Origin of the sequence: Pseudoalteromonas aliena SW19 (genome assembly GCF_014905615.1) — a bacterium.
Lineage (GTDB): Bacteria > Pseudomonadota > Gammaproteobacteria > Enterobacterales > Alteromonadaceae > Pseudoalteromonas > Pseudoalteromonas aliena.
This window is the reverse complement of record NZ_AQGU01000022.1, coordinates 467990-494002: the sequence shown is the minus strand read 5'-3', so window position 1 is coordinate 494002 and position 26013 is coordinate 467990. Positions and strand designations below refer to the sequence as shown.

At 39.0% G+C, this 26013-nt stretch carries 25 protein-coding genes; 14 read left to right on the top strand and 11 right to left on the bottom strand.

Annotated features, from left to right (window positions below; translation table 11 throughout):
- Position 1 precedes the first annotated feature (1 nt).
- From rplP to rpsQ, 3 genes are read left to right on the top strand one after another with little or no spacing between them, the layout of a single operon-like run.
- Positions 2-415 carry a 50S ribosomal protein L16 gene (gene rplP / locus PALI_RS04400; protein WP_002957890.1) on the top strand — a complete coding sequence of 138 codons (414 nt, stop codon included), beginning with the start codon at positions 2-4 and terminating at the stop codon, positions 413-415.
- The gene (rpmC, locus tag PALI_RS04395; protein WP_002957889.1) at positions 415-606 is read left to right on the top strand and encodes a 50S ribosomal protein L29; all 192 of its coding nucleotides are present in this window, start codon (positions 415-417) and stop codon (positions 604-606) included. The genes rplP and rpmC overlap by 1 nt, the downstream gene beginning before the upstream one ends.
- Positions 606-863 (top strand): 30S ribosomal protein S17, encoded by a 258-nt coding sequence (gene rpsQ, locus PALI_RS04390; protein ID WP_002957888.1) that lies wholly within the window; start codon positions 606-608, stop codon positions 861-863. The genes rpmC and rpsQ overlap by 1 nt, the downstream gene beginning before the upstream one ends.
- 288 nt (positions 864-1151) lie before the next feature.
- On the opposite strand, the gene PALI_RS04385 is transcribed toward rpsQ, so the two are convergent.
- The gene (locus PALI_RS04385) at positions 1152-1688 is read right to left on the bottom strand and encodes a helix-turn-helix domain-containing protein (protein WP_193155022.1); all 537 of its coding nucleotides are present in this window, start codon (positions 1686-1688) and stop codon (positions 1152-1154) included.
- A gap of 184 nt (positions 1689-1872) precedes the next feature.
- On the opposite strand from PALI_RS04385, the gene PALI_RS04380 reads away from it, so the two are divergent.
- Positions 1873-2337 carry a hypothetical protein gene (locus PALI_RS04380; RefSeq protein WP_193155021.1) on the top strand — a complete coding sequence of 155 codons (465 nt, stop codon included), beginning with the start codon at positions 1873-1875 and terminating at the stop codon, positions 2335-2337.
- Positions 2338-2372: 35 nt separating this feature from the next.
- Here PALI_RS04380 and PALI_RS04375 read toward each other — a convergent pair whose 3' ends face one another.
- The gene (locus PALI_RS04375) at positions 2373-3983 is read right to left on the bottom strand and encodes an endonuclease (RefSeq protein ID WP_193155020.1); all 1611 of its coding nucleotides are present in this window, start codon (positions 3981-3983) and stop codon (positions 2373-2375) included.
- Positions 3984-4287: 304 nt separating this feature from the next.
- On the opposite strand from PALI_RS04375, the gene PALI_RS04370 reads away from it, so the two are divergent.
- The 4 genes from PALI_RS04370 (at position 4288) to PALI_RS04355 (ending at position 9339) form a co-directional block, all read left to right on the top strand.
- Positions 4288-6102, top strand: coding sequence for an assimilatory sulfite reductase (NADPH) flavoprotein subunit (locus PALI_RS04370; protein ID WP_193155019.1), 1815 nt, complete (start codon positions 4288-4290; stop codon positions 6100-6102).
- Positions 6103-6163: 61 nt separating this feature from the next.
- Complete coding sequence (gene cysI / locus PALI_RS04365) at positions 6164-7861, top strand: assimilatory sulfite reductase (NADPH) hemoprotein subunit (protein WP_193155018.1); 1698 nt, start codon at positions 6164-6166, stop codon at positions 7859-7861.
- Between the two features lie 42 nt (positions 7862-7903).
- A complete protein-coding gene (locus PALI_RS04360; RefSeq protein ID WP_193155017.1) occupies positions 7904-8644 on the top strand; it encodes a phosphoadenylyl-sulfate reductase in 741 nt (246 codons plus the stop codon).
- Between the two features lie 146 nt (positions 8645-8790).
- Positions 8791-9339: a DUF4124 domain-containing protein gene (locus tag PALI_RS04355; protein ID WP_138585690.1), complete on the top strand. Its 549-nt coding sequence runs from the start codon at positions 8791-8793 to the stop codon at positions 9337-9339.
- Here the strand turns inward: PALI_RS04355 and PALI_RS04350 are convergent, their stop codons facing one another.
- The 4 genes from PALI_RS04350 to PALI_RS04335 form a co-directional block, all read right to left on the bottom strand.
- Positions 9340-9594 (bottom strand): hypothetical protein, encoded by a 255-nt coding sequence (locus PALI_RS04350; RefSeq protein WP_138585689.1) that lies wholly within the window; start codon positions 9592-9594, stop codon positions 9340-9342.
- A 137-nt stretch (positions 9595-9731) separates the two neighbouring features.
- Positions 9732-12476 (bottom strand): aconitate hydratase AcnA, encoded by a 2745-nt coding sequence (gene acnA, locus PALI_RS04345; protein WP_193155016.1) that lies wholly within the window; start codon positions 12474-12476, stop codon positions 9732-9734.
- 205 nt (positions 12477-12681) lie between these two features.
- Positions 12682-13110 carry a hypothetical protein gene (locus PALI_RS04340; RefSeq protein ID WP_138585687.1) on the bottom strand — a complete coding sequence of 143 codons (429 nt, stop codon included), beginning with the start codon at positions 13108-13110 and terminating at the stop codon, positions 12682-12684.
- 98 nt (positions 13111-13208) lie between these two features.
- Positions 13209-13592, bottom strand: a complete 384-nt coding sequence (locus tag PALI_RS04335) for an RNA-binding S4 domain-containing protein (protein WP_193155015.1) — start codon at positions 13590-13592, stop codon at positions 13209-13211.
- 245 nt (positions 13593-13837) lie between these two features.
- Between PALI_RS04335 and PALI_RS04330 the strand changes: the two genes are divergently transcribed.
- The 4 genes from PALI_RS04330 (at position 13838) to PALI_RS04315 (ending at position 15672) form a co-directional block, all read left to right on the top strand.
- Entirely contained in the window at positions 13838-14125 is a 288-nt protein-coding gene (locus tag PALI_RS04330; protein WP_077536690.1) for a hypothetical protein, read from the top strand.
- Between the two features lie 55 nt (positions 14126-14180).
- Positions 14181-14846 carry a hypothetical protein gene (locus PALI_RS04325; RefSeq protein WP_193155014.1) on the top strand — a complete coding sequence of 222 codons (666 nt, stop codon included), beginning with the start codon at positions 14181-14183 and terminating at the stop codon, positions 14844-14846.
- 84 nt (positions 14847-14930) lie between these two features.
- Positions 14931-15248 (top strand): hypothetical protein, encoded by a 318-nt coding sequence (locus PALI_RS04320; RefSeq protein WP_193155013.1) that lies wholly within the window; start codon positions 14931-14933, stop codon positions 15246-15248.
- On the top strand, positions 15181-15672 hold the full coding sequence (locus PALI_RS04315; protein WP_193155012.1) for a hypothetical protein: 492 nt from the start codon (positions 15181-15183) through the stop codon (positions 15670-15672). The genes PALI_RS04320 and PALI_RS04315 overlap by 68 nt, the downstream gene beginning before the upstream one ends.
- A 221-nt stretch (positions 15673-15893) precedes the next feature.
- Here PALI_RS04315 and PALI_RS04310 read toward each other — a convergent pair whose 3' ends face one another.
- From PALI_RS04310 to glnA, 5 genes are all read right to left on the bottom strand, one after another.
- Positions 15894-16352, bottom strand: coding sequence for a cyclic nucleotide-binding domain-containing protein (locus PALI_RS04310; protein ID WP_193155011.1), 459 nt, complete (start codon positions 16350-16352; stop codon positions 15894-15896).
- Positions 16353-16375: 23 nt separating this feature from the next.
- Positions 16376-17761 (bottom strand): nitrogen regulation protein NR(I), encoded by a 1386-nt coding sequence (glnG, locus tag PALI_RS04305; protein ID WP_138585681.1) that lies wholly within the window; start codon positions 17759-17761, stop codon positions 16376-16378.
- 14 nt (positions 17762-17775) lie between these two features.
- The gene (gene glnL, locus PALI_RS04300) at positions 17776-18846 is read right to left on the bottom strand and encodes a nitrogen regulation protein NR(II) (RefSeq protein WP_138585680.1); all 1071 of its coding nucleotides are present in this window, start codon (positions 18844-18846) and stop codon (positions 17776-17778) included.
- An 84-nt stretch (positions 18847-18930) separates the two neighbouring features.
- Positions 18931-19452: a DUF4124 domain-containing protein gene (locus tag PALI_RS04295; protein WP_182703191.1), complete on the bottom strand. Its 522-nt coding sequence runs from the start codon at positions 19450-19452 to the stop codon at positions 18931-18933.
- Positions 19453-19563: 111 nt separating this feature from the next.
- Positions 19564-20970, bottom strand: a complete 1407-nt coding sequence (gene glnA, locus PALI_RS04290; RefSeq protein ID WP_077538922.1) for a glutamate--ammonia ligase — start codon at positions 20968-20970, stop codon at positions 19564-19566.
- A gap of 507 nt (positions 20971-21477) precedes the next feature.
- Between glnA and typA the strand changes: the two genes are divergently transcribed.
- Together typA and PALI_RS04280 are read left to right on the top strand one after the other, a co-directional pair.
- Positions 21478-23301, top strand: a complete 1824-nt coding sequence (typA, locus tag PALI_RS04285; protein WP_077536697.1) for a translational GTPase TypA — start codon at positions 21478-21480, stop codon at positions 23299-23301.
- 404 nt (positions 23302-23705) lie between these two features.
- Complete coding sequence (locus tag PALI_RS04280; RefSeq protein WP_193155010.1) at positions 23706-25868, top strand: winged helix-turn-helix domain-containing protein; 2163 nt, start codon at positions 23706-23708, stop codon at positions 25866-25868.
- Positions 25869-26013: the final 145 nt, after the last annotated feature.

Genomic DNA, 26013 nt, shown 5'->3' with positions numbered 1-26013 from the left:
AATGTTACAGCCAAAACGTACAAAATTCCGTAAAATGCACAAAGGCCGCAACCGCGGTTTAGCGCAAAACGGTAACAAAGTAAGCTTCGGTACTTTCGGATTGAAAGCTACTGGCCGTGGCCGCATGACTGCTCGTCAAATCGAAGCAGCTCGTCGTGCTATGACGCGTCACGTGAAACGTCAAGGTAAAATCTGGATTCGTGTCTTCCCTGACAAACCGATTACAGAAAAACCTCTTGAAGTTCGTATGGGTAAAGGTAAAGGTTCTGTTGAATATTGGGTTGCTGAAATTCAGCCTGGTAAAGTACTTTACGAAATGGAAGGTGTTTCAGAAGAGCTTGCTCGTGAAGCATTCGACCTTGCTGCTCGTAAACTGCCATTCAAAACAACTTTCGTAACTCGGACGGTAATGTGATGAAAGCTAGCGAACTAAAAGACAAAAGCGTAGAAGAGCTTAATGCTGAACTTCTAGGACTACTTCGTGAGCAATTTAATATGCGCATGCAAGCTAGCACTGGTCAGTTAGCTCAGACACACACGCTAAGAACAGTACGCCGCGATATCGCGCGTGTAAAAACAGTTATTAACCAGAAGGCAGGTCAATAATGAGCGATAAAATTCGTACTCTTCAAGGCCGTGTAATCAGCGACAAGATGGAAAAATCTTTCACTATCGCTATCGCACGTTATGTGAAGCACCCAATTTATGGGAAATTCATTAAACGTACGACTAAGTTACACGTACATGACGAAAATAACACAGCAAAAGCGGGTGACGTAGTTACTATCCGTGAATGCGCACCAATTTCTAAGAATAAATCTTGGACTTTAGTAGACGTTATTTCTAGTCCAAAACAAGCTTAATTTTTTAATTAAGTTAGTTTTGTAAAAAAGCCTCAGCATTAGCTGGGGCTTTTTTGTATTAGAAAGTTGAGTTCAATAAATTAATACTTAACCTGAACTCTAGTTAAGATATTTACTAATATATTGAGTCATAATGATATTTTAATTTATTTTTCTCTAGCCAGAGACCTTTAGTGAAAACAAGGCTAATTTACGTATCAATAGCGGGCCTATTGTAAGTAAGTGCAACGTTAGTTAGCGCTGAAAATAGCTGCTTGAGATAGATTTATTATCCAGGGTTCAGGTTATTTACTTTTCTTTTTGATGTAATGGCTTAACTCGTCGTACACTCATTAATATTCCAATAAATATAAAGACGGCTGAAGACACACATAAAATACGATTTTCTATTCGACTAACATCACGCTGCCCTATAATTTCGTAAATGACATCACCTTCAATATATTTTTCACCTTTATAAATTTCAGTAATATTGATTGCCCAAAAACCTTGGTTTTTAGCCTGGTAAGTGAAGAAGGTTTCAGGGAAAAAGATATTAAGCATCGCGCAAAGGTAGATTAGTATGCCGATAATAATAAAAAGAATGCCGCCCCATTTTAATTTTTTAGTAAGGTTTGCTGTTTTTTCTTGATTAGGAACGAAGTGTTCAATCGAAACATGATAGCAGACATTTAATTTTTCAATAACATCGGGTGAAGGAATGGATTGTCCGTTTTCGAGTTTAGACAAGTAAGATTGCTGAATGCCAATTTCCTTAGCCGCAAAAGCTTGCGTCCATTTTTTGTTCGCTCTAAGGCGTTTTAATTCCATTCCTAACGATGACATGTTTCCATACCTAAATAATTTACTGACCCGTTTATTATCGCTAAAAATGGCCTATTTAAATAGCCTATAGTGTTATATTCATGGCTATGAATAAAAATAATGTTATGAATATTAGTAAGTTATATGTTATTCGAGGTTTTTTTAGTTATGCTAAGTGGACTAATTAATAGAGGAGTATTACAAAATGAAAATATATTTTTACCAAACTGCCATGTTTATAAGCTTGTTGTTTTTATCACACACGAGTTTAGCTGAGCCCGTGTTTGCAATTAAAGCAACTATTTATAAATTACAAAATAACATCACTATAGATAGTAAAATAGATGAAACCTTGAAGCAGCTAAAACCGAGCCATCAACCTCAGCTATTGGCCAGTTTAAATGAAAGTGCATTAATGGAAATAGGCGATGAAGCGCAGTTAACCGCCCTTGAGGTCAAAACCAATGAAGACGGCAGCTACTTTAATGCAACGATGAAGTTAAAAGAAAAAGTAGATGGGCAGTGGGAGTCAATTACCTCGTTTATGCCTCATATTCCTGACGGGCAAACGGTGTATTTTAGCCGTACATTTAAAGACAGTGTTTGGTTGATAAAATTAACAGGGAAGCGCTATGAGTCTATCGTATTGGGTCAGGAGAGTTTTGAGTAGCCTCAGCAAATGCTGAGGCTTTATTGATTAAACTATTACCAAATCATCTCTACAAATTCAGGGTGATCGATATATGGGTTACGATTGCCTTGAAATTCAAATGCGGCTTGGTTGCGATCTAATTCCATTTGGCTAACAGGGTCACTGTTGTGCCATTTTAGCAGCATAGCAACAACCCAGCTTTCAAATACTTGATTGTTTGAGCCGTTAAGTACTGCGTCGCTTGAAGTTGTTTTAGTTTGCCAAGAGCCAATAATATTTTCGTAACGCGTTGCCATATAAAAATAAGCACGTGCAAAGTCACCTTTAAATTCATCAATAGGCTCAAACACAGTGCCTGAGTAATTTAATGAACTAACGGCAGAACCTAATTTACTTCCGTTAGTTGATGTAAATGAGGCGCTTGCTACTTCACCAAATGGGAAGTTGCTACGCTTTGAATTTACATAGCCGTCAGTTGCGTAAATATGATGAACATCAGAGTTCATCGGTTCAACTTTTCCACCAAACCAACTTTTAGGGAACGAATGTTCTCGGTTGTAACAATCCGCCTCACTATTATATGCGCCGCACTGATTTGTAACGGCTGCATAGCTATAGCTGTCAGCACCGTTCGGTTTCTCGCTGTACATATCTAAAATACTATTATCGTTTTCAAAATATTTATCACGTGCTGATGAGTCGTAAAAATTCCAGATAGCTGAATAACCCTGTGCATTATGATCTTTGATAATATGGTAAAGTTCAGTTTTTAAGGCATAGCCAGTTAGGCCTTGTGCAGTGACATAATAGCCTGTTGGTGTTGTGCCACCGCCTGTATCACCTAGCTCAAATGTTGTGCTGTCTGTGTTGCTAAAGCTTGCACCGCTGGCGATAGTTTTCTGAGCGTGTACTAATGCATAGCTACCATTACCTAATGAGCAACACATACCATCGCCATAGCTATCACTAATTACAAGTGTATAGGCACCATCGGCTAAACATATTTTTTCATTGTATTGCGTGTTTGATGCGTAACCACTGCCATTGGCAATTGCTCTACCTTGGTTATTATTAACAGCCCAGCTTGTCTCGCTGCCGTAATTGTCGGTATTAAGTGTTAGGGTCAGGCTATTGTCAGAGCAGCTTGGTGATGCGCCGCCGTCGCTATTAGGTAAAAAATTATCTATGTATACAGTTTCATTCCCATCGAACCCGCTTACATCATAGAAACGTAAACCCACATTAATAGTTTTGCTACTGCTTGCTGTGTAGCTATGGCTAATTGTTTGCCATTGATTTGTTTGCGCTTCGTTTGAGTAGCCTTGGTAGCCATCTACATATAAGCGGGCTTTAACTTTACCTTCTGTATGGTAAACGTCAGCCGAGAAATTGTAGGTTTTACCTATCTCTACAGTAATTTGCTGCAATAAGTCGGTGTTACTTTGTGAGCCCGTTGTTACATTGATAGCAGCAGAGCGATGACCATTTTTAACTGTACTGGTAGAAGGCGATAAGCTAATACCGTTATCTATTGTCGTCCATGATGCAGGTGTATTGCCTGACCATTGTTCAAAACCGCCGTTAGTTACATTGGCCATTACCGGAAGTGAGCCAAGTAATAGTGCCGTGCTCAGTAGTTTATTTTTGTATGTCCCGTGTGACATGGGTATTCCTATTTTTTATTTTGAATGTGGAATATACCTTATATTAGTTTGGTTACAAAATTGTTAATTTAAAATCCGATAAAAGACAATAATGTCTTTTTAATCTGTTTTTGAAGGTATTTTTATAAATTAATAACTAAATGGAATATCAAAGCAGATTCTATTCTTTTTTTATCTATGCTGAGCCCGTTATCCTACAGACTCATAAAACCTCAGCAGACATTCTCTGGATGAGGTAAAACTCATTGTTAACAATGCAAAAAGTGTATTGTGATTAATTTTCAGGGTTACGGGGAATCGATTCATGTTGTTAGGTCAACTAAATGCTGCGGCCAGCCCGCTATCGCAAGATCAAGTACAAAAGCTGCAAGGTTTAGTGGCTGAACTTAATCCAATTCAACAAGCGTGGGTAAGTGGTTACTTAGCTGCAAATGCTAATTCGGCTGTGTTAGGTGGGCCAACTGCAGGCACGCCGGCTGCGGGTGATGCTGCAGCGCTAACCATTTTATATGGCTCGCAAACAGGTAACGCAAAAGGCGTGGCAACCAAGATGAAAGAGCAGGCTGAATCACGAGGCCTAGCAGTTAAATTGGTTAGCATGTCGGATTACAAGCCAACAGCCCTGAAAAAAGAAAAATTCTTAACTGTTGTTGTATCTACTTACGGTGAAGGTGAGCCACCTGAAGACGGCGAAACATTACATGAATTTTTAGCAACTAAAAAAGCGCCAAAGCTAGACGATGTAAAAATAGCCGTTATTGGGTTAGGTGATTCAAGTTATGAATTTTTCTGCCAAACGGCAAAAGACTTTGAAGAGCGCTTAAATAAACTCGGTGCAAAAACTATATATCAACGTGCTGATTTAGATGTAGATTACGAAGATGAAGCGGCAACGTGGATCTCGGGCGCACTTGATGCCTTTGAGCCAGACCTAAAAGCACAGCAAGGCGCAACGGCGGGCCAAGCTGGCATAATGCCTTTTGGTGCACCTACCGCTGCTTCAAGCCAGTACACAAAGCAAAATCCATTTGCAGCAGAGCTTTTAACAGTACAAAAAATTACCGGTCGCGACTCTACTAAAGACGTGCGCCACGTTGAAATTTCGCTTGAAGGTTCTGACATTACTTACACGCCAGGTGATTCGTTAGGTGTATACTTTTTAAATGACGATGTATTAGTTGATGAAGTACTTACACTTACTCAAATAGATGCAACAAGCATTGTAAAAGTAGGTGATGAAGAGCTAAGCGTACGCGATGCACTTATTGAAAAGCTAGAGTTGACTCAGTCATATCCAGGTTTTGTAGAAAAATACGCAACAGCAACAGGTACGCCTGAATTATTAAAGCTTGTGGAAGATAAAGCGGCAATGCGTGCGTATATTGAACCTCGCCAGATATTTGATGTAATTCGCCAAAATCCAGCAAAAATTGATGCGCAAACATTAGTAGATTGCCTACGTAAGCTGCAAGCTCGTTTGTACTCAATTGCATCTAGCCAAGCAGAGGTTGAAGACGAAGTGCATTTAACTCTAGGCTTAGTTGAGTTTGATGCATTTGATAGCGAGCATTTAGGTGGTTGTACTGGTTACTTAACTCGCCGTGCTGAAGAAGGCTGTAAAGTTAAAGTATTTAGTGAACATAACGATAATTTCCGCCTACCTACTAACGATGATACACCGGTGATCATGGTTGGCCCAGGAACGGGTATTGCGCCGTTCCGTGCATTTTTACAAGAGCGTGATTCGCGTGAAGCGCAAGGCAAAAACTGGTTGTTTTTTGGTAACCCACATTTTACTCAAGATTTTTTATACCAAGTAGAAATACAAGGTTATTTAAAATCTGGCCTACTTAACAAGGTAGATGTTGCATTTAGCCGCGATCAGGCCGAAAAAATATATGTGCAAGATAAGTTACGCAGTAACAGTAAAGACGTGTTTGAATGGCTAGAAGCGGGTGCTCATTTTTATATTTGTGGCGATGCAAATCGCATGGCAAAAGATGTACACAATGCTTTGGTTGATATCATTAAAGAAAATACGGGCAAGAACAACGAAGATGCAGAGCAATATTTAAAAGATTTACGTAGCGCAAACCGCTATCAGAAAGACGTGTATTAATCACGTTTCTTATTTTATTTAACAGCTAACGGCCGTCACTGTAACAAATTTAGGATTTAAAATGAGCGAACAAGATAAAAACGTAAAACTTTCTGATAACGAACGTTTGAAAAGAGAAAGTAACTTTTTGCGTGGCACAATAGCCGAAGATTTAAAAGATGAAATTACCGGTGGCTTTACTGCCGATAATTTTCAGTTAATTCGTTTTCATGGCATGTATCAACAAGATGACCGCGATATACGTGGTGAGCGCGCTAAGCAAAAGCTAGAGCCACTACATAATGTGATGTTACGTGCACGTATGCCTGGCGGTATTATTAAGCCAGAGCAGTGGTTAGCAATCGACAAGTTTGCAGATGACAAAACAAGTTACGGCAGTATTCGTTTAACAACGCGTCAAACGTTTCAATTTCATGGTGTGCTAAAACCAAATATTAAAGGCATGCACCAAATGCTCGATAGCGTAGGTATAGACTCAATTGCTACAGCGGGTGATGTTAACCGTAATGTACTTTGTACTACCAACCCCGTTGAGTCTGAGTTACATCAAGAGGCTTACGATTGGGCTGCAAAAATCTCTGAACATTTATTACCAAAAACGAAAGCCTACGCTGAAATTTGGTTAAATGGCGAAAAAGCCGAAACTACTGAAGAGCCAATCTTAGGGTCTAATTACTTACCACGTAAATTTAAAACAACGGTAACCATCCCGCCTAACAACGAAGTTGATGTTCACGCTAACGATTTAAACTTTGTGGCAATTGCTGATAACGGCAAGCTTGTTGGTTTTAACGTATTAGTGGGCGGTGGCCTTGCCATGACGCACGGCGATACAGCAACTTATCCGCGTAAGGCTGATGACTTTGGCTTTATTACGCTAGAAGATACCTTAAAAATTGCAGAGCATGTTGTATCTGTGCAGCGCGATTGGGGTAATCGTTCAAACCGTAAAAATGCAAAAACTAAATACACATTAGACCGTGTTGGCGTTGATGTATTTAAAGCTGAAGTAGAAAAACGCTCAGGCGTTACATTTGCACCAAGCCGTCCGTTTGAGTTTACTCATCGTGGTGACCGCATTGGTTGGGTTGAAGGCATTGATGGCAAGCACCACTTAACGCTATTTATTCAAAGTGGTCGTATTTTAGATTACCCAGGCAAGCCGCTTAAAACTGGTTGTCGTAAAATCGCAGAAGTTCACCAAGGTGATATGCGTATGACGGCAAACCAAAACTTAATTATTGCTGGCGTACCTGCAGATCAAAAAGCCGTGATTGAAGAAATTGCCCGTAGCCATGGCCTAATTGATGACAAAGATTCGCAGCAACGTAAAAACTCTATGGCGTGTGTTTCACTGCCAACGTGCCCACTTGCAATGGCCGAAGCAGAGCGTTACTTACCAAGTCTTGTAGAAAAAACTGAAGCATTACTTGCTAAGCACGGTATACCAGATGACAGCATTATTATGCGCGTTGTAGGTTGTCCTAATGGTTGTGGCCGCGCAATGCTTGCAGAAGCTGGTTTAGTAGGCAAAGGCCCAGGCAAGTACAACATTTACTTAGGGGGGAATTTAGAGGGCACACGTATTCCTAAGCTGTACCTTGAGAATGTAGGCGAAGATGTTTACCTAGACGCATTCGATAAGCTAATTGGCCAATGGGCAAAAGAGCGCAACGAAGGTGAATGCTTTGGTGACTTTGTGATCCGTAAAGGCATAGTCGCTGAAGTAAAAGTATCAGTAACTGATTTTCACGCTTAATTAAATACCAGCGCACAGCGCTGGTGAGGTTTGAAATTTACCATGAGTGAATTTAAAAACATTTTACAGCTAGATAAACAAAGCCAAATGGCTATGTTAGCTGATGCTAATGGTTTGCTGGCGGATATGAGCGCAGAACAGCGCGTTGCATGGGCGCTTGATAACTTGCCAGATACGGCTTTTCTATCATCTAGCTTTGGTATTCAAGCGGCAGTTATGCTGCATTTAATGACCTCACAACGCCCTGATATTCCCGTTGTGTTAACCGATACAGGTTATTTATTTCCTGAAACCTATCAGTTTATTGAACAAATGAGTGAGCGTTTATCACTGAACTTAAAAGTGTATAAAGCGCAGCTTAGCCCTGCATGGCAGGAGGCTAAATTTGGTAAGTTATGGGAGCAAGGCGAAAACGGCATTAAACAATACAATCAGCTTAATAAAGTGGAGCCGATGACCCGTGCGTTAAAAGAGATTGAGGCGTGTACATGGTTTAGTGGCCTACGACGCGATCAATCATCTACGCGCGCTGATAAGCAATTTGTAGAAATTAGCCGTGGCACAGTCAAAGTGTACCCGATAATAGAATGGTCTAATCGCGACGTATATCAGTACCTGACTAAGCACGATTTACCTTATCACCCGTTATGGGAGCAAGGTTATGTGTCGATGGGAGATGTACACACTACGCGTAAATTAGAGCCGGGTATGACTGAGGAAGAAACCCGTTTCTTTGGCTTAAATCGTGAGTGTGGGTTACACATTGATGGCGATGGCATTTAACACGGCGCACGTGTAGCTAAATCGTAATTGAAAAACGCAGCATAGGCTGCGTTTTTATTATCTTTAATTAAGGTACAAAAAATTGCCTAATTAGATAATTTTTATTAGACTCATTAGAATAAAGGATTAATTAAAGCAGGAACGCTATGAAATACTTTACCTACTTAGCCATATCAATCATGGTTATTGCTGTCATCTCTTTGTTTTATTTAAAAAAACCTGATGGTCAAACATGGCTTTCTGCATCATTAATTAGCAATGAATCTCAGCAGGTTAAAGAAAAGGTGATTTCGTTATCGAGTAATGCGTTAGATCAGGCTGTGCAAGGCGTAAAGCAAGCCGGGGATCAAATCGTAAATCGCATTTCTGATGAGCCAGCTGCTGCAAATGCAACCTCAAACGGTAAAATCTTTAAATGGCAAGACGAAACAGGCCAATGGCATTTTTCTGATACGCCAAACCCCCACGCAAAAAGCATTGAAGTAACGCTCGACCCTAAAGACGTTACTATTATTGCCGCAGAAGATACCTCTATTTTAAATCGTATACCAAAAACGTTAAATACTTCTAGTGAGCAAGTGATACCCAGTGTTTTTAACCCTGATTCAATTAAAAAGTTATTTCAAGACACTGAAAATGTAAAACAAAAGCTAGAAAAGCGTAATAAAGAAATCAATAATTTAAGCGCGCTTTAATTATTTAGAGCGAGTGCTTTTATGGTTTTTTAAATAATGTTTTTCGGCTTCCATTAACAGTATGGTTAAATATATTTTAGTGGGAAGTGACAGCAGTACGCCTACGGCAATACATGCCGCAGCTATAATTATTCCTTGAATGCCATGATCTACAGTGACATACCTCGACACAATCAAAGTGTGGCCCGTTACAATAAGGCACAAGCCAAGCACAATTGATATTTTAAGCAGCCTAATTATCATTGTTTGCGACATAGTTACCTCACTAAGAGTTGCCTTAGTGTAGGCACGCTTTAAATGCTTAGCATTGATTTAAGACAACAAACAGCACACATAAAAAAGCCCAGCTTATTACTAAACTGGGCTTTTAAATGTATTAACTACTGTCTTTGTTAGTCGAGCATATTACGCAGTACATACTGTAAAATACCGCCGTGTTTGTAGTAATCCCACTCCTTAGGAGTATCAATACGTACATCGGCGCTAAAGCTTACTTTTTTGCCTTCAGCGTTGGTTGCAATAACACTCACTTCATCGGTTTTATCATATAAGCCTTCAATATCAAATTGCTCTTGGCCCGTTAACCCTAGCGATTCATAGCTTTCGCCATCTTTAAATTGCAGAGGTAACACACCCATGCCAATTAAGTTAGAGCGATGAATGCGCTCATAGCTTTGTGCCACAACCGCTTTAACGCCTAATAAAAGTGAACCTTTAGCCGCCCAATCACGAGATGAACCGGTGCCGTATTCTTTACCCGCTAAAATAATGAGAGGCGTATTATTTTTTTGATACTCCATAGCTGCATCATAAATACTTGTTAATGTATCTTCAGGCTGAGTACGCGTTACGCCGCCTTCAGTACCTGGAGCAAGTAAGTTTTTAAGGCGAACATTAGCAAATGTGCCACGCATCATTACTTCGTGATTACCTCGACGTGAACCGTACGAGTTAAACTGCGCTTTATCTACGCCTTTTTCTTGCAAATATAAGCCTGCTGGCGCATCTGCTTTAATAGCCCCTGCCGGAGAAATATGGTCAGTGGTCACTGAATCCCCAAGTTTAGCTAAACAACGTGCACCTTGAATAGTAGGAATACCAGGAGGCTCTACTTTCATGCCATCAAAAAAAGGTGCCTTTTTAATATAGGTTGAGTCATCGTCCCAATCATAAAGCTTTCCATCCGGTATTTGAATTTGCTGCCAGCGGCTATCGCCTTCGTAAACGTTAGCATAGCTTTTTTCAAACATTTCTCTGGTTACGGTTTCTTTTACTAGGTCGCTGACTTCTTTAACACTTGGCCAAATGTTTTTAAGGTAAATATCGTTCCCGTTAGCATCTTGCGCGAGGGGCTCGTTGTATACGTCGATATCGGTTCTACCGGCAATAGCGTAAGCAACTACTAGCGGAGGGGACGCTAAAAAGTTCATTTTAACATCTTGGTGAATACGCCCTTCAAAATTACGATTACCCGATAAAATAGAGCTAACCACTAATTTATGTTTTTGAATCGCATCTGATATTTCGGTTGCAAGCGGTCCTGAGTTACCTATACAGGTTGTACAGCCATAACCGACTAAGTTAAAGCCTAGACTTTCTAGGTCATCCATCAAGCCTGCTTTTTCTAGATAATCAGTAACTACTTTTGAGCCTGGAGCAAGTGATGTTTTAACCCAAGGTTTTACATTAATGCCTAATTGCTTTGCTTTTTTAGCAACTAGGCCAGCAGCTAAAATTACACTTGGATTAGAGGTGTTGGTACAGCTGGTAATCGCGGCAATAACACAAGCGCCATCGTTTAGCTCAAACTCTTGGCCTTTAAATTTAACTTTAGCGGCGCCCATAAACTGCGCCTCATCAATGGGTTCATCGGGGTTTGTTGTTGGGCCTTCACTTTCAATACGAGCTTGTTCTTCATCACTTTTATCTCGACGGGCCATGCGCTCGTTTTGAAAGCTTTTTAAATGTTCGCCAATAATCTCGCCCGCTTTATTGAGAGCGATTCTGTCTTGTGGGCGTGTAGGACCTGCAAGGCTTGGTACAACGTCATCTAATTTAAGCTCAAGTGTGTCGGTATAATTAGCTTCGTCGCCGTCATTACGCCATAAACCTTGATGTTTAGCGTAATCTTCAATTACTTTTAGGTGTTTTTCGTCACGATTTGTTAAGCGTAAATAATTAATGGTTTCATCATCAATCGGGAAAATACCACAAGTAGCACCGTACTCTGGTGCCATATTCGCTATGGTTGCTCTATCGGCAAGCGGTAGGTCGGCAAGGCCATCGCCGTAAAACTCTACAAATTTACCCACTACACCATGGTTACGCAGTATTTCGGTTACTGTTAATACCAAATCGGTTGCAGTCGTGCCTTCAGGTAGTCGGCCGCTAAGCTTCATACCCACAACCTGTGGAATGAGTAAACTTATTGGCTGACCAAGCATAGCGGCTTCGGCTTCAATGCCGCCTACACCCCAACCAAGCACACCTAAGCCATTTATCATGGTGGTGTGCGAGTCTGTGCCTACAAGTGTGTCTGGGTAAGCGTATTTTTTGCCATCGCGATCTTCATTAAAAACAACGCGCGCTAGATACTCTAAATTTACTTGGTGAACAATACCCGTAGCTGGTGGCACTACTTTTAAATTATCAAAAGCGGTTTGTCCCCAACGTAAAAATTCGTAACGTTCTTTATTTCGGTCGTATTCAAGTTTTGCATTTAAATCAAATGCACCCTCATTACCGTAACCATCTACCTGTACCGAATGGTCAATAACAAGTTCAGCTGGCGATAACGGGTTTATTTTTGCGGGATCCCCACCGAGTTTTTCCATTGCGTCACGCATGGCGGCTAAATCAACAATAGCGGGTACGCCAGTAAAATCTTGCATAACAACACGGGCGGGTGTAAAGGCAACTTCAGATGCAGGCTTTGCTTGAGGATCCCAATTAAGAAGGGCTTGAATATCTTGTTCTTTAATATTTGCGCCATCTTCGTTACGAAGCAGGTTTTCAAGTAATACTTTTAAAGAAAAGGGCAATCGTTTCGCTTTGTCGCCAAGTCCTTTTAGAGAATGAATATGATATTGCTCACCATTTATTGTGAGCTGATGTTGGGTATCGAAACTATTATTCATTATTTGCCCCTTTATGAATTATAAAAATATTTTGAAGAGTGACCTCTGTAGTACTTGAATTGCAAAGTGCATACCAATGTAAAAAGCCGTCTTTAGAGAACGAATTTTATACCGTTATTATAGTAGAGGTGATGCTGAAAAATTTAATTTCAAGAGATGATTTAAAAGACGAGGTAAGGTCAAAAGTTATTTTGACCTTTATTAATTACTGTAACCAACCTTGTTGCTTAGCTTTAATACTTAAATAAAGTAGAGCAATGGCAATTATGATTACAAAAACAGGCATAAATACAGCACTTGCGCCAAGCAGCTCAATACTGTTTATCACTACAAAGTTATAGTACTGCTGTAGTAAAATAGCACCGAGCGACAGTGCAAAAGTAGGTGTTGCCAGCGCGTTTTTAGTAAGTAGAAACAGACAACCCAAAGTGCTTCCAAGTACAGCTATAGCAAAGGCAATAGTTGACCAAATAGGAACATTAGAGTAGGCAGCTTGTTGATCTAGCGGAAGTCTACCTATCATTTCGGGTGTCATCATCATGTGCATAGCAAATGCAATAACGCCAAGTAAGTTCCATACAAGTGCCGCCCATACAGCGGGTTTAAACCAGGTGGCTGGTGTGTTTTTTGACATATTATTACCTTGTTTTTATTATTAGCTAGGTAATTAAAGAGCAAAAAGGCCAACTATACAAGGTGGCCTTTTTATATAAAAAGAGGTTTTTTAAATACTTAACCAAATGAAATAGGACGACGACCTGTTTTATCGTCAACTTTAGGCTTTTTAGTGCGCTTGCGCTTAGCTTTAGCTGGCTGATTTGTTGGTTGTGGTGCAGCTTGCTTTGATTCTGCTTGAGTTTGTGCCGCAGATTTTTCTGCAGGGACAGCGCCTTCACTTAGGGACAGTTTAAAAAACTCACCATCAAATTCTAATACATCACCACTGTATAATTTTTTCCGTTTTATTGTACAAATTTCATGGTTAACACCCACATAGCCTTCGGTAATTAGGTTTTTAGCTTGGCCGCCACCTTCAACTAAGTTTAGTACTTTTAATAATTTGCAGAGCTCAATGGGCTCTTCTTCTAATTCTATTTCTATGTATTCTTCGTTCATATTTGATCTCGGTGGGGGAACGCACAAGCTTTAGTATAAAGGCTCGCAGCGACTTTTGCACCAAAGCAAATAACTTTAGCTCAGTGCCATGAATAAATAGCGATGAAAGTTTTTATGTGTTTTTTCTGTCTTTAAAAAAACTGCAGCAATTGAAGAGTAAGCTTTGCTGCAATTAATTTTACGCGTGGCTCGCTAATTGCTGAAGCTCTGGCGAATTTATTAGTTTTCATCAAATGGAGTAGAAAATGGGCGTAAGGTTAGCAATGAAAAAAGAGCTAATGGGCTTAGATAATTCAGATATGTTAACTGCGGATGATGTTAGAGCGCACCTTGCTAATTCTGTAAATAAGCAAACAGAGCAAGATGAACGCGGTTTTTCTGTCATTTCAAAATTTAATGACACTCACAGCCGCTTAGTCAGTGGAGATGTGATGAGAAAAACACAACTTAAATTTGAACGCCATCGCTTGTTTAATGAAGTTTTATATACTCGACAAAGTGTTGATGCATGGTTAAGTAGCCAAACAAATTAGGTTGCAATTAATGAATACCTTCAATAGACTACAAGTGTAATCAATTGGGGTGACTATGAAAAATGGAATTTTAGTTGGGCTATTGTTAGTGCTTTTAAGTGCCTGCCAACAGCCCACAGTGTATGTTTATACCGAGGCTTTAACGGTCAAGCAAAAACAGCAACTAACAGAAAAGCTGCAAAACCAAACGTTGCCTTTTCAATTTAATGATTTACCAATACCAAAAGAGTTTTTGGCCGCAACACTTGCACTCTCCAAAGATAAATTACGCATTGCTGAAATTGAGCAACTTGCAAATATAATGCAAGCAATGGGTTACCAGCCGCAAATAAATTATGTGTCGGTAGCAAATCATCATTACAGCAATGGTAATATTGGTTTTTACTTACGAGGTGAGCAAACAGAGCGTCACTTTAAAATGCCTAAATTGATGCGGACAACTGCTTGCAGCAAAGATAAGTATAATGATTTGCAAGCTATATTCTCTCCAAAAGGGGTCGATTTCACCCTACCAAATGGTACGGGTACTCAGTTAGCTTGGGAGTACAGTGAAGGTTATTTAGTTATTTATTATCAAAGCACATCCCAGTCATACACGCATACAACCCCTTTAGTGAGCACGCCATTTGGTGAAAAACCTTCAGATACATTTGCGTATAACGCTCAATTAGAAAAACCAGAATGGCTCAATTGCTCACTGCAAATTGTGTATATGGATTAACCGTGATTTTCTATATATTTGAAAAAATTAAATACATTGTTATTGTTTAGATACAATAATTTTTATATGACAAGGATGTAGTTAATGGCAAATAAAGCATTTAAAAACGCTGGTCTTTTGGGAACGGTTTATTTTGTAGGGGCTTTCCTCTATAAAGAGTTTTTTAAGAAGCGTGAGGATGCTGAGGAGCAATATAAAAACTTATACCCCCTTCTAAAAATCACCTTCACTAGGGCTGGTCGAGACTCAAGTGAATTTAATAATTTACTAAATGCCTTTTTATCACTAACCCCCGTTGGTGCAAATCGCAGAAATTTTAAACGAAGATACATAGATGACAATAGCGGGTGGAGTAATTTACCTAAAGACCCAGCAAAAATTCCATATGGGCATTGGTGGTGATATGAACAAAATGTGTTGGAAAATCGGTTTTTTTGTTATTGCTTGTTTTGTTATGTATGCAATCTATGATGCATTTACAGTTGCAGATATTATTGCACCGACACATCCTTTCTTTTTAAGTATTTTAATGTTATTTGCAGATTTGTTGATACTATTTGGTGCGTACTGTTGTGCATTTAATAAATTTATAATCCGCTCTAAAGCCATTTGGTTGGCAGTAATAATACTATTTTTTACTCTAAACGGTGCTGCTTTAATTTATGAATTTATTAATAACCATGGCGGATATGAAGTCTACGACATGGTTACTATGACTGCTTTTTATTTACTATTTGCCTCAGTCTTAGTCTTGCCAATTATTAAGTATATTGAAGACTTAAATCAAATTAATAGCAACCCTGATATTGATACCAACCCGCAATAATATTTTATCAACTTGAGGAAATAAACCTGACACTCTAACTGCGTTAAAAGCTCCTGCTAAACGACAGCCGTGTGTGCAGGAGCTAGAGTAATGTAGGAAAAATTGCCGAGAACAACTAAATACCGAAATTTTTGCTTTGTTATCGATCAGATTTTCTTACCTCAAAATAGACCACTTAATTAAGCGAAATGGTATGACTCGTAATTTGCTGTTTCGATTACCTAGCTACTCGCTTCTAGATAGTGGCTAAGTTTTGCAATTCGTTCGCTCATGCCCTCGATAATACGGTCTTTAATTTTTTCACGTATAACATTAGGTAAGCGAGTCAATGCTTCAGGGGTTATAGCGAGCACAATAGTGTCGCTTTTAGCACGGGCGCTCGTGCTTCTTTCTCTGTTACCAATAAACGCGCCTTCACCTATAAATTCACCCGGTTGTATAGTACCAAGCTCTAATAAATGATTATGCTTAAATACTAACAATGCACCGCTGAGTACAATGTATAAACGTTTGTCGTTATCAAATTGTTTAAATAAAAATTGCTGCTGACTCACTAAATAGAGCATACCGAACGATTCTAATAATATTTGGCGTTCGTTGAGGGTAAACTCTTTAAAAAAATGCAGTCTGTTTATAATTTCCAATTGTTTGAATAAGGGAATATGTTCAATTAACTTCATCAATAACTCAAATTTATTAATAGTTAACTAATGTTGCGCTCTTTTAACTTTCGGGTCAACGTGTTGCGACCCCAGCCAATTTTTATTGCGGCATCTTGTTTATGGCCAGAACAATTAGCGAGTGCGGTTTTTATTAAGCGAGTTTCTAATTGCGCTTGAATATCGGGCCAAATATTTTCTTTACCTTGCTTGAGCTCATTATTGAGCCACTGCTGAAATGCATCGAGCCAATCGCCTTCTTCCTGTGTTGGTGATGCATCAAGGATCTCAGGTGGTAAATCTTGTTCCGTAACCAATTCTCCAGGCGCCATTACAGTAAGCCATCGGCAGGTGTTTTCTAATTGGCGGACATTGCCAGGCCAGTTAAATAAACAAAGCTGCTCGGTCGCTTTCGAGCTAAGAATTTTACTTTCTACCTGTAAGTCTTTTGCGCTTTTGTGCAAAAAATGTTGTGATAAACGTTCAATATCTTCAGTGCGCTCTCGCAGAGCCGGTAAGCGTAAACGGACAACATTTAACCGATGGAATAAGTCATCTCTAAACTTACCTTGCTTGACTAAGTCTTCAAGGTTTTGATGTGTTGCTGCAATAATACGTACATCTACTTTTATACTCTGGTGTCCGCCAACACGATAAAATTCGCCATCTGCTAGTACGCGCAGTAATCGTGTTTGCACATCCAATGGCATATCACCAATTTCATCTAAAAACAGTGTACCGCCATTGGCTTGTTCAAAACGGCCTTTGCGTACACTATCGGCTCCTGTAAATGCGCCCTTTTCGTGGCCAAATAGCTCTGACTCAACAAGTTCCTTTGGAATTGCTGCCATGTTGAGTGCAATAAACTGGTTTTCTTTTCGCGGGCTATGATTATGTAGAGCACTGGCGACGAGCTCTTTACCGGTGCCCGATTCACCATTAATTAATACGCTCATGCTAGAAGCTGATAGTTTACCTATCGCTCTAAATACTTCTTGCATGGCGGGTGCTTCACCAATAATGTGCGCACTCTTTGGGGGAAGTTGTTTGCGTTTAGTTTTTTTCGTCGAGTTTGCTCTAAATGCACTTTCGACAAGGGCTACGGCATCATTCAAATCAAATGGCTTGGCTAAGTATTCAAATGCTCCTTTTTGAAAAGCATTAACAGCGGAGTCTAAGTCTGAGTGTGCGGTCATTATAATAACAGGCAATCCAGGGTTTTGCTCTGCGATTAGCTCAAGTAAAGCCATACCGTCCATACCAGGCATTCGCACATCAGATACTAAAACAGTTGGTTGACTAAATTTTAATGCATTTAGCACATCTTGCGCATTAGCAAAACTTTCAACATTAAATCCCGCACGGGTTAGCGCCTTTTCAAGTACAAAGCGAATTGAGGCGTCATCATCTACAAGCCAAACTGTTTTCATGCAAACTCCAAACATTAATCTGCGAAGGGCAGATAGATATTAAATTCAGTATGTCCAGGCCAGCTATCACATTCAATGTAACCACTGTGTTGATCTACAAGTGTTTGAGCAATCGAAAGTCCAAGTCCTGAGCCACCATCTTTGTTGGTGATCATGGGATAGAACAACGTTTCGCGTACACTGGGGTCAATGCCTGGACCGTTATCAGACACTTGAATCAACAAGGCTTTTTTAGGTGCTTTACCAGGACGGCGATGCTGGTGGTTTATACGTGTTTTTATTTTTATTTCACCGCCACCAATGAGCGCCTGCTGAGCATTACGGACAATGTTCAGTATTACTTGTTGTATTTTACTTTGATCAATATATACATCCGGAATGCTAGGGTCATAGTCCTTTACCAGCGTGATATTGGCACAGCTATCAAGCGTACTTAGTCTGACTACTGATTCTAGCGTTTGATGTATATTGCCATAAGATTTTTGCGGAAGCTGGTTTGGCCCTAATAGCCTATCTACCAATTCACACAATCGATCTGTTTGCTCAATTATAAGCTCAGCACACTGATCTCTTTCCAGTTGATTAACTTCATATTGCAATAACTGCGCCGCTCCACGAATTCCACCTAAAGGATTTTTAATTTCGTGCGCTAAACCACGAATTAAATTACGCGCAGCTTGGTATTGATGCATTTGATTTGAGGCTTGGTCGTGCTTTATTTCATCATCAGTTTGGCGCCATTCAAACAAAATATAAAGCGTACCGTTAAATTTAATTTGCCGTGTGCTGACCGCTATTTTTGCATGGCGTGAATCGCTAAAAACCACGTCAGCTCTGTGTTGCTGGCAATCTACTCCATCAATAAGAGAGTATTGTTCAATACGTTTTAGATCAATCGAATGATAGTTAAATAGGCTATCAAAGGGTTGTTCTAGCAAACGCTTAGTGCCTAAGCCAAGTAGCTCGCTGGTACTGGTGTTGGCATACACAACGGTAAAATTTTTGTCGAGTAGCATGACTGCTGTTGTTTGGTTTTGCCAAATGGCATCGAGTAGCTCAGGGCTAAAATTTTTATTATCAATCATAGTTGCACCATTTTAGTGCGCAGATGTTTGCAGGCAAGTTATTTTATTAAAATGGACTGCTGCGCCTATGTATTACGGTTAAATTTAGTTACCAAGCGCTAAACCTTTTCTGCGCATAAAGAATATACAAGGCTCGCTTAGAGCAATAATTTTATTTTTATTATTAAAAAGTTTTAATTGTAGTGAGTGCTCGCCGCGTTGAACATTTTTAACAGCAAATGTTGAGTCATTGCTAGCAGGACCATTTGCTTTGCCATCAATAAAAAGCTGTATGGTAAAACCACTTTCAAATCGAGGTGTTATTTGACTAGTTACATAAACTGTTCCGGTATTTTCGTGAATTGTTTGGTTATGCTCAGGCGACGAAATAGTAATGTTGAACACTGTTTTTTGGGGTTGAGTTTGCTCGTTTAAAATATCGGTATTTGTTGCTGGCATAGTAAGATTTTGGCTGGTGAGTTTTACCTCTTTTGCGCCAGAGTGTGGGGTGTCTGAAAACACAAGTACGCCGTTTTTATCTTTCCAAACGTATATTTTTGTTTCACCTGCATAACAGTAATCACTTAATCCTAAAGCAATTATTAGCAATAAAATATTGTTGTTCACCCAGCAACCCTGCATTTTCACGATAACTTAACTTTAGTGGAGATTGATTAAATTTACCATTAAAAAAGCCCGCTAAGCGGGCTTGAGAACACACATTTTTTAACAGCTAAATTAACAGCTGTAGTACATTTCGAACTCAACTGGGTGAGTTGTCATGTTAAGTTTTTCTACTTCTTTAGACTTAAGACCAATATAAGCATCAATTAAGTCATCAGTGAATACGCCACCTTGCGTTAAGAATTCACGATCTGCGCTAAGTGCATCAAGTGCTTCTTCAAGTGATGCTGCAACAGTTGGAATTTCTGCGGCTTCTTCAGCTGGTAAGTCGTATAAATCTTTATCCATTGCATCGCCAGGGTGGATCTTGTTTTTGATACCATCAAGGCCAGCCATAAGCATTGCAGAGAAAGCAAGGTATGGGTTAGCAGTTGGATCTGGGAAGCGTACTTCAATACGACGACCTTTTTCAGATGGAACCACTGGAATACGAATTGATGCCGAACGGTTACGTGCAGAGTAAGCAAGCATAACAGGCGCTTCAAAGCCTGGTACTAAACGTTTGTACGAGTTAGTAGAGGCATTTGCAAACGCGTTAATTGCTTTTGCATGCTTGATAATACCGCCGATGTAGTAAAGTGCATCTTCAGAAAGGCCACCGTACTTGTCGCCTGCGAATAAGTTAACACCGTCTTTAGCTAAAGACTGGTGACAATGCATACCAGAACCGTTATCACCAACAACAGGCTTAGGCATAAACGTGGCTGTTTTACCGTATAAGTGAGCCATGTTGTGGATAACATATTTCATTTCTTGAATTTCATCCGCTTTTAATACCATAGTATTAAAGCGAGTAGCGATTTCGTTTTGACCTGCTGTTGCTACTTCGTGGTGATGTGCTTCAACTACTTGGCCCATCTCTTCTAACACTAGACACGTAGCTGAACGCCAATCTTGGAAATCGTCAACAGGTGCAACAGGAAAATAACCACCTTTAACACCAGGGCGGTGACCTGTGTTGCCATCAGCATATTCTTTATCTGAGTTCCAAGCTGCTTGCTTAGAATCAATTTTGTACATTGAACCCGACATATCTGATTTGTATTTAACATCGTCAAATACGAAAAACTCTGGCTCTGGACCAAACAATACCGTGTCGGCAATACCAGTCGAGCGCATATATTCTTCAGCGCGCTTAGCAACAGAACGCGGGTCGCGCTCATAACCTTGAAGTGTAGAAGGTTCAACTACATCACAACGGACAATTAGTGTTACTTCTTCTGTAAAAGGGTCTAACTTTATAGAATCTGCATCGGGTAATAACACCATGTCTGATTCGTTAATACCCTTCCAACCTGCAATTGAAGAGCCATCAAACATTTTGCCGTCTTCGAAAAAGTCTTCATCAACTTGATGATGAGGGATAGATACATGTTGTTCTTTACCCTTAGTGTCAGTAAAGCGTAAATCAATGAACTTAACGTCATTTTCTTTAATAAAATCTAAAACCGATTGTGACATGTGTCCTCCAACTATTGGATTTTGTTGTTGCTGCATAATTGCTTTGGCATTTACTAAGCTGATTTTATGCCATTTTTATAACTATATGTTTATAAATTAAAAAAAATAAGTTGTTATAAAATACAGTGTAGTGACGCACTGTTTTGGTGCGTAAAATATCCATTGTGGTGCAATATTTACACGGTGTGATTTGTTGATAATTTAAACGTTCGAAATTAGCATAACCTAAATGCAAAGGAGTACCAAAAATATCGATAAAATAGCCTAAATAGCTATTTTTCAAAAAATAATCGAAATTTAATTCATATAATTGTCATATATAAAACAGATACTTAGTAAAAGTATTGAGAAAGTTTCCAAATTTATATTGGATAAACTTTCATCCATGTCATTAATGAGGGATAATATGCGCCCTTTTAAATCCTATGCTGGGACATCTCGCGAAAGCGTGGATGAGTGCGTAGATCTTGCAGGATCATTGAGAATTTAATTTCTCTGAGTAAATATATGAGCATCGAAAAGTTAAGAAATATAGCGATTATCGCGCACGTTGACCACGGTAAAACAACTCTGGTTGACAAACTACTTGAGCAATCAGGTACATTAGAAACACGCGGCGGTAACGAAGAGCGCGTGATGGACTCAAACGACATTGAGAAAGAACGTGGTATTACCATTTTGGCTAAAAACACAGCCATTTCTTGGAATGACTACCATATCAATATCGTAGATACCCCAGGACACGCCGATTTCGGTGGTGAAGTTGAACGCGTACTTTCGATGGCTGACTCAGTATTATTACTTGTTGATGCTCAAGAAGGTCCAATGCCACAAACGCGTTTCGTTACGCAAAAGGCATTCGCGCAAGGCTTAAAGCCAATCGTCGTTATCAATAAAATTGATAAGCCAGGTTCACGTCCTGATTGGGTTATGGATCAAATCTTTGATTTATTCGACAACCTTGGTGCAACTGACGAACAGTTAGATTTTAAAGTAATCTACGCTTCAGCTATCAACGGCTGGGCAACACTAGATTTAGACGAGCCATCAGACAACATGGAACCTATGTTCAAGATGATCGTTGAAGAAGTATCACCGCCGGATGCAGATCCTGAAGGTGATTTCCAAATGCAAATTTCTCAACTAGATTACAACTCTTATGTTGGTGTAGTTGGTATTGGTCGTATCAAACGTGGTTCTGTTGCTCCTAACCAACAAGTTACTATTATCAGTGCTGATGGCACTACACGTAATGGTAAAATTGGCGCAGTACAAAGCTACCTAGGTCTTGAACGTATCGAAACTGAAAGAGCTTACGCTGGTAACATCGTAACTGTAACAGGTATTGGTGAGCTTAAGATTTCAGACACAGTTTGTTTCCCTGGAAACGTTGAAGCATTACCACCACTAAGTGTTGATGAGCCAACTGTAACAATGACATTCTCTGTAAATAACTCACCTTTCTGTGGTAAAGAAGGTAAGTTTGTAACGTCACGTAATATCCGTGAGCGTTTAGACAAAGAATTAGTACACAACGTAGCACTTCGCGTTGAAGATACTGCTAGCCCAGATAGTTTCCGTGTTTCTGGTCGTGGTGAATTACACCTAGGTATCTTAATCGAGAACATGCGTCGTGAAGGTTACGAGCTTTCAGTTTCTCGTCCAGAAGTTATCTTACGTACTGTCGATGGCGTTCTAGAAGAACCGTTTGAAACAGTAACTATTGACTGTCAAGACGAGCATCAGGGTTCTGTTATGGAACAAGTTGGCCTACGTAAAGGTGAACTTACTAACATGACGCCAGATGGCAAAGGCCGTATGCGTTTAGACTTCATGATCCCTAGCCGTGGTTTAATTGGTTTCCAAACTGATTTCATGACGCTTACTTCAGGTTCTGGTCTTATGTACCATACGTTCGATCATTACGGTCCTCACAAAGGTGGCGACATCGGTGTTCGTAAGAACGGCGTAATGATTGCAAACGCAACAGGTAAAGCACTTACTAACGCATTATTCAACTTACAAGAACGCGGCCGTTTATTCATCGGTCACGGTGTTGAAGTATACGAAGGTATGGTTATCGGTATTCATAACCGTGATAACGACCTTACAGTTAACGCCCTTAAAGGTAAGCAGTTAACTAACGTACGTGCATCTGGTACAGATGAAGCACAAACGCTTTCTCCACACCTTAACTACTCACTTGAGCAAGCGCTTGAGTTCATCGATGATGACGAGCTAGTTGAAGTTACTCCACTAAACATTCGTATCCGTAAGCGTCATCTTACTGAAAACGAACGTAAACGTGCGGGTCGTGCACCTAAAGCATAATCACCTTATTTAAATAAAGTGATTTTAAAAGCCGCTGTATTGAAAAATACAGCGGCTTTTTTGTGTTTTGGAATGGCTATAATTTCTTATTGCTGCTTAATACCAATCTGCATAAATCTTTGATCAGTTTAACGAATTAAATTGCACTATAACGTCGTTAAAAATTTTTTATTTAGAACAACTAGATACAAAAATTTTTGCCTAGTTCTAGCGTAATTTTCTTAACGTTAAATAGACCCCATATATAAGCAGATTGGTATAAGTGGTTCGATAATAGGATGAATTTATAGGTTCCATTTAGATATAACTCTTTGTACTACTATCGAAATAAATCTATATTTTTATAGTCTAGTAAAAAATTAATTAATTGTATATTGTATGCCTTATTTTTCGAAAGACAGACCATGATCGATTTTCAAAAAATATTTCAACTTGCAGAATTTAAAGTCGAACCAGCAATAGATACAGTTAGCTTTGGCAGCCAGTCTATAGCAATTAAATCGATGGCTATGAAAATATTATGCTACCTCGCGAGTCATGAAGGCCAATTGGTCACCAGAGATGATTTAAGAGAACGTGTATGGAATAACTCTACAGTGAGTGATCATGCAATTAATAATCATATATATGGTTTACGCCGTGCGTTATCTAAGTTGGATCCTAAAGCCAAATATATTCATACGGTAACAGGAACAGGCACGAATGGTTACAGATTAAATGCCCGAATTACTCAAAGCAGGTCTGAGCCTTTTACTCACCCGCTCGACCTACCTCATGAATTCTGCACTGAAAAATTAAAGAGTGGCGCTAAAAAAACAAAATTGGATAGACCAAACTATATATATCTTTTTTTATCGATATTATTAGTGCTTATTATTGTTTATTTTTTTTATTTTACTTATCGGTATATTGTTGAACCTACAAAGTATAATACTGTTACGGCGATTACCTCCCATGAGGGAAGAGAACAAAGCTCTTCGGTGAGTGAGGATGGTGAGATTCTCATTTACTCAAATCGTGTTGATAGAACTCAAAAGTGGCAGTTATACGCGAGTCGTGTAAATGATTTTGGGAATGCAAAAAAAATTTTTAACGATCCATTTGGCAATGATAACTTTGTTAGTATTTCACCAGATAAAAAGAAAATCGCATTTATAAGATATAAAAGAGGCTCAAGAGGAATTTACTTAGCTGATTTTGATGCACAAAGTCTTCAAGCTAGCAATGCTAAAATATATATAAAGCTTTCAGTTCACAATTTATCTCCCTCAATAAATTGGCTTAATAATAACCAGTTTTTTTATAACGCAAAAGAAACACCAACCGCACCGTTGAAGTTTTATTTATACAATATTGCGCTAAATATATCAGAACAAATCACTTCTCCGGCAATGAATACATTCGGAGACCTAATGGCGACTATATCACCTAATAAAAAGTGGTTAGCGCTAATGCGCTCTGATGGTGCTTTTGGTTACCGATTATATTTACTAAATATAAATACTAAAGACTTAGTATCAACACCAGTTTACAGCAATGAAATGAGGACTGGTTTTAGTTTTAGCGATAATAGTCAGCATCTTTATTTTATAGATGAACAGGGATATTTTTCCAAACTTGATGTCTATAACAGCAGCATATCTAAAGTATCTGATAAACAATATATAGGCTATTGGCCAATTAAAATTTATGGTAAACCACAGTTTATTATGCAGCAAGATTGGGGATTGTCATCGCTTACAACTCAAATTATTAAACATGCTAACCCTTTAAAAGGAGGTGATGGGGTTGCTGAAGTTATCGTAAAAAATAATATGTCTATTCGTGCAATTGAAGGTGTGGGTAATGGAGGATTAATTTTCGCTTCAGTGGGTGCTAATTATAAAATACAACTATGGAGGTATGAAGAGGGTGTAGCACGTCAATTATCAAAATTTAATGAGAAACCAAAATACAAACCTCCGCTTAGTTTAAATTGGCAAAAAGGCAGTAACAAGGCGTTATTATCTTTGAATAAAACATGTCGATTAGTAAATATAGATACTGGAAAAGATACGCCTCTATGTCCATTTGGTGAGAGTTTTTATGCCGGTCGATTCTCATTGAATGCTAATTCATTGTACCTAGCAGGGTTTAAGCATGATAAGCCAAATGCAGTAAAATTGGCAGTTACCGGATATCCTTTAACTAAGTTGTCGATCATGGCTAATGCAAACACTATTGTGCAGCATACAGCAGATGATTTTTATTATAGTGAGCATGGTAGTTATGATATTTATTACTATAATTCAAGAACATTGAAACACATTAAACTAATCTCGCGTACATATATCAGTAATCCTTACTCGGTCAATGATTTTATAGTTACAAAGCGCGGAATATATTATATGGACAGAGTAAAAATAAGAGAAAATGCTATTTACTATTATGACTTTAATAAAAAAACTACCGAGTTCGTAATTCATAGTAAAGACAATTACCCTAATATAGTTTTGAGTGATGATGAGCAATATATATATCTAATTCAATCATACGATAACAATAGTAATTTGTTACTTGTTCAATAAACCGCATCTATAAGCAGGTTGATATCAGATCATTCTGTAAGTTAGCCTAAGCTCCGGTCAAGATATTTATTTAAAACGCTCACTTTTACATGTGGGCTTTTTAATTTTTTGAGAATTAAATTATATTTATAGAATTACTTGTTAC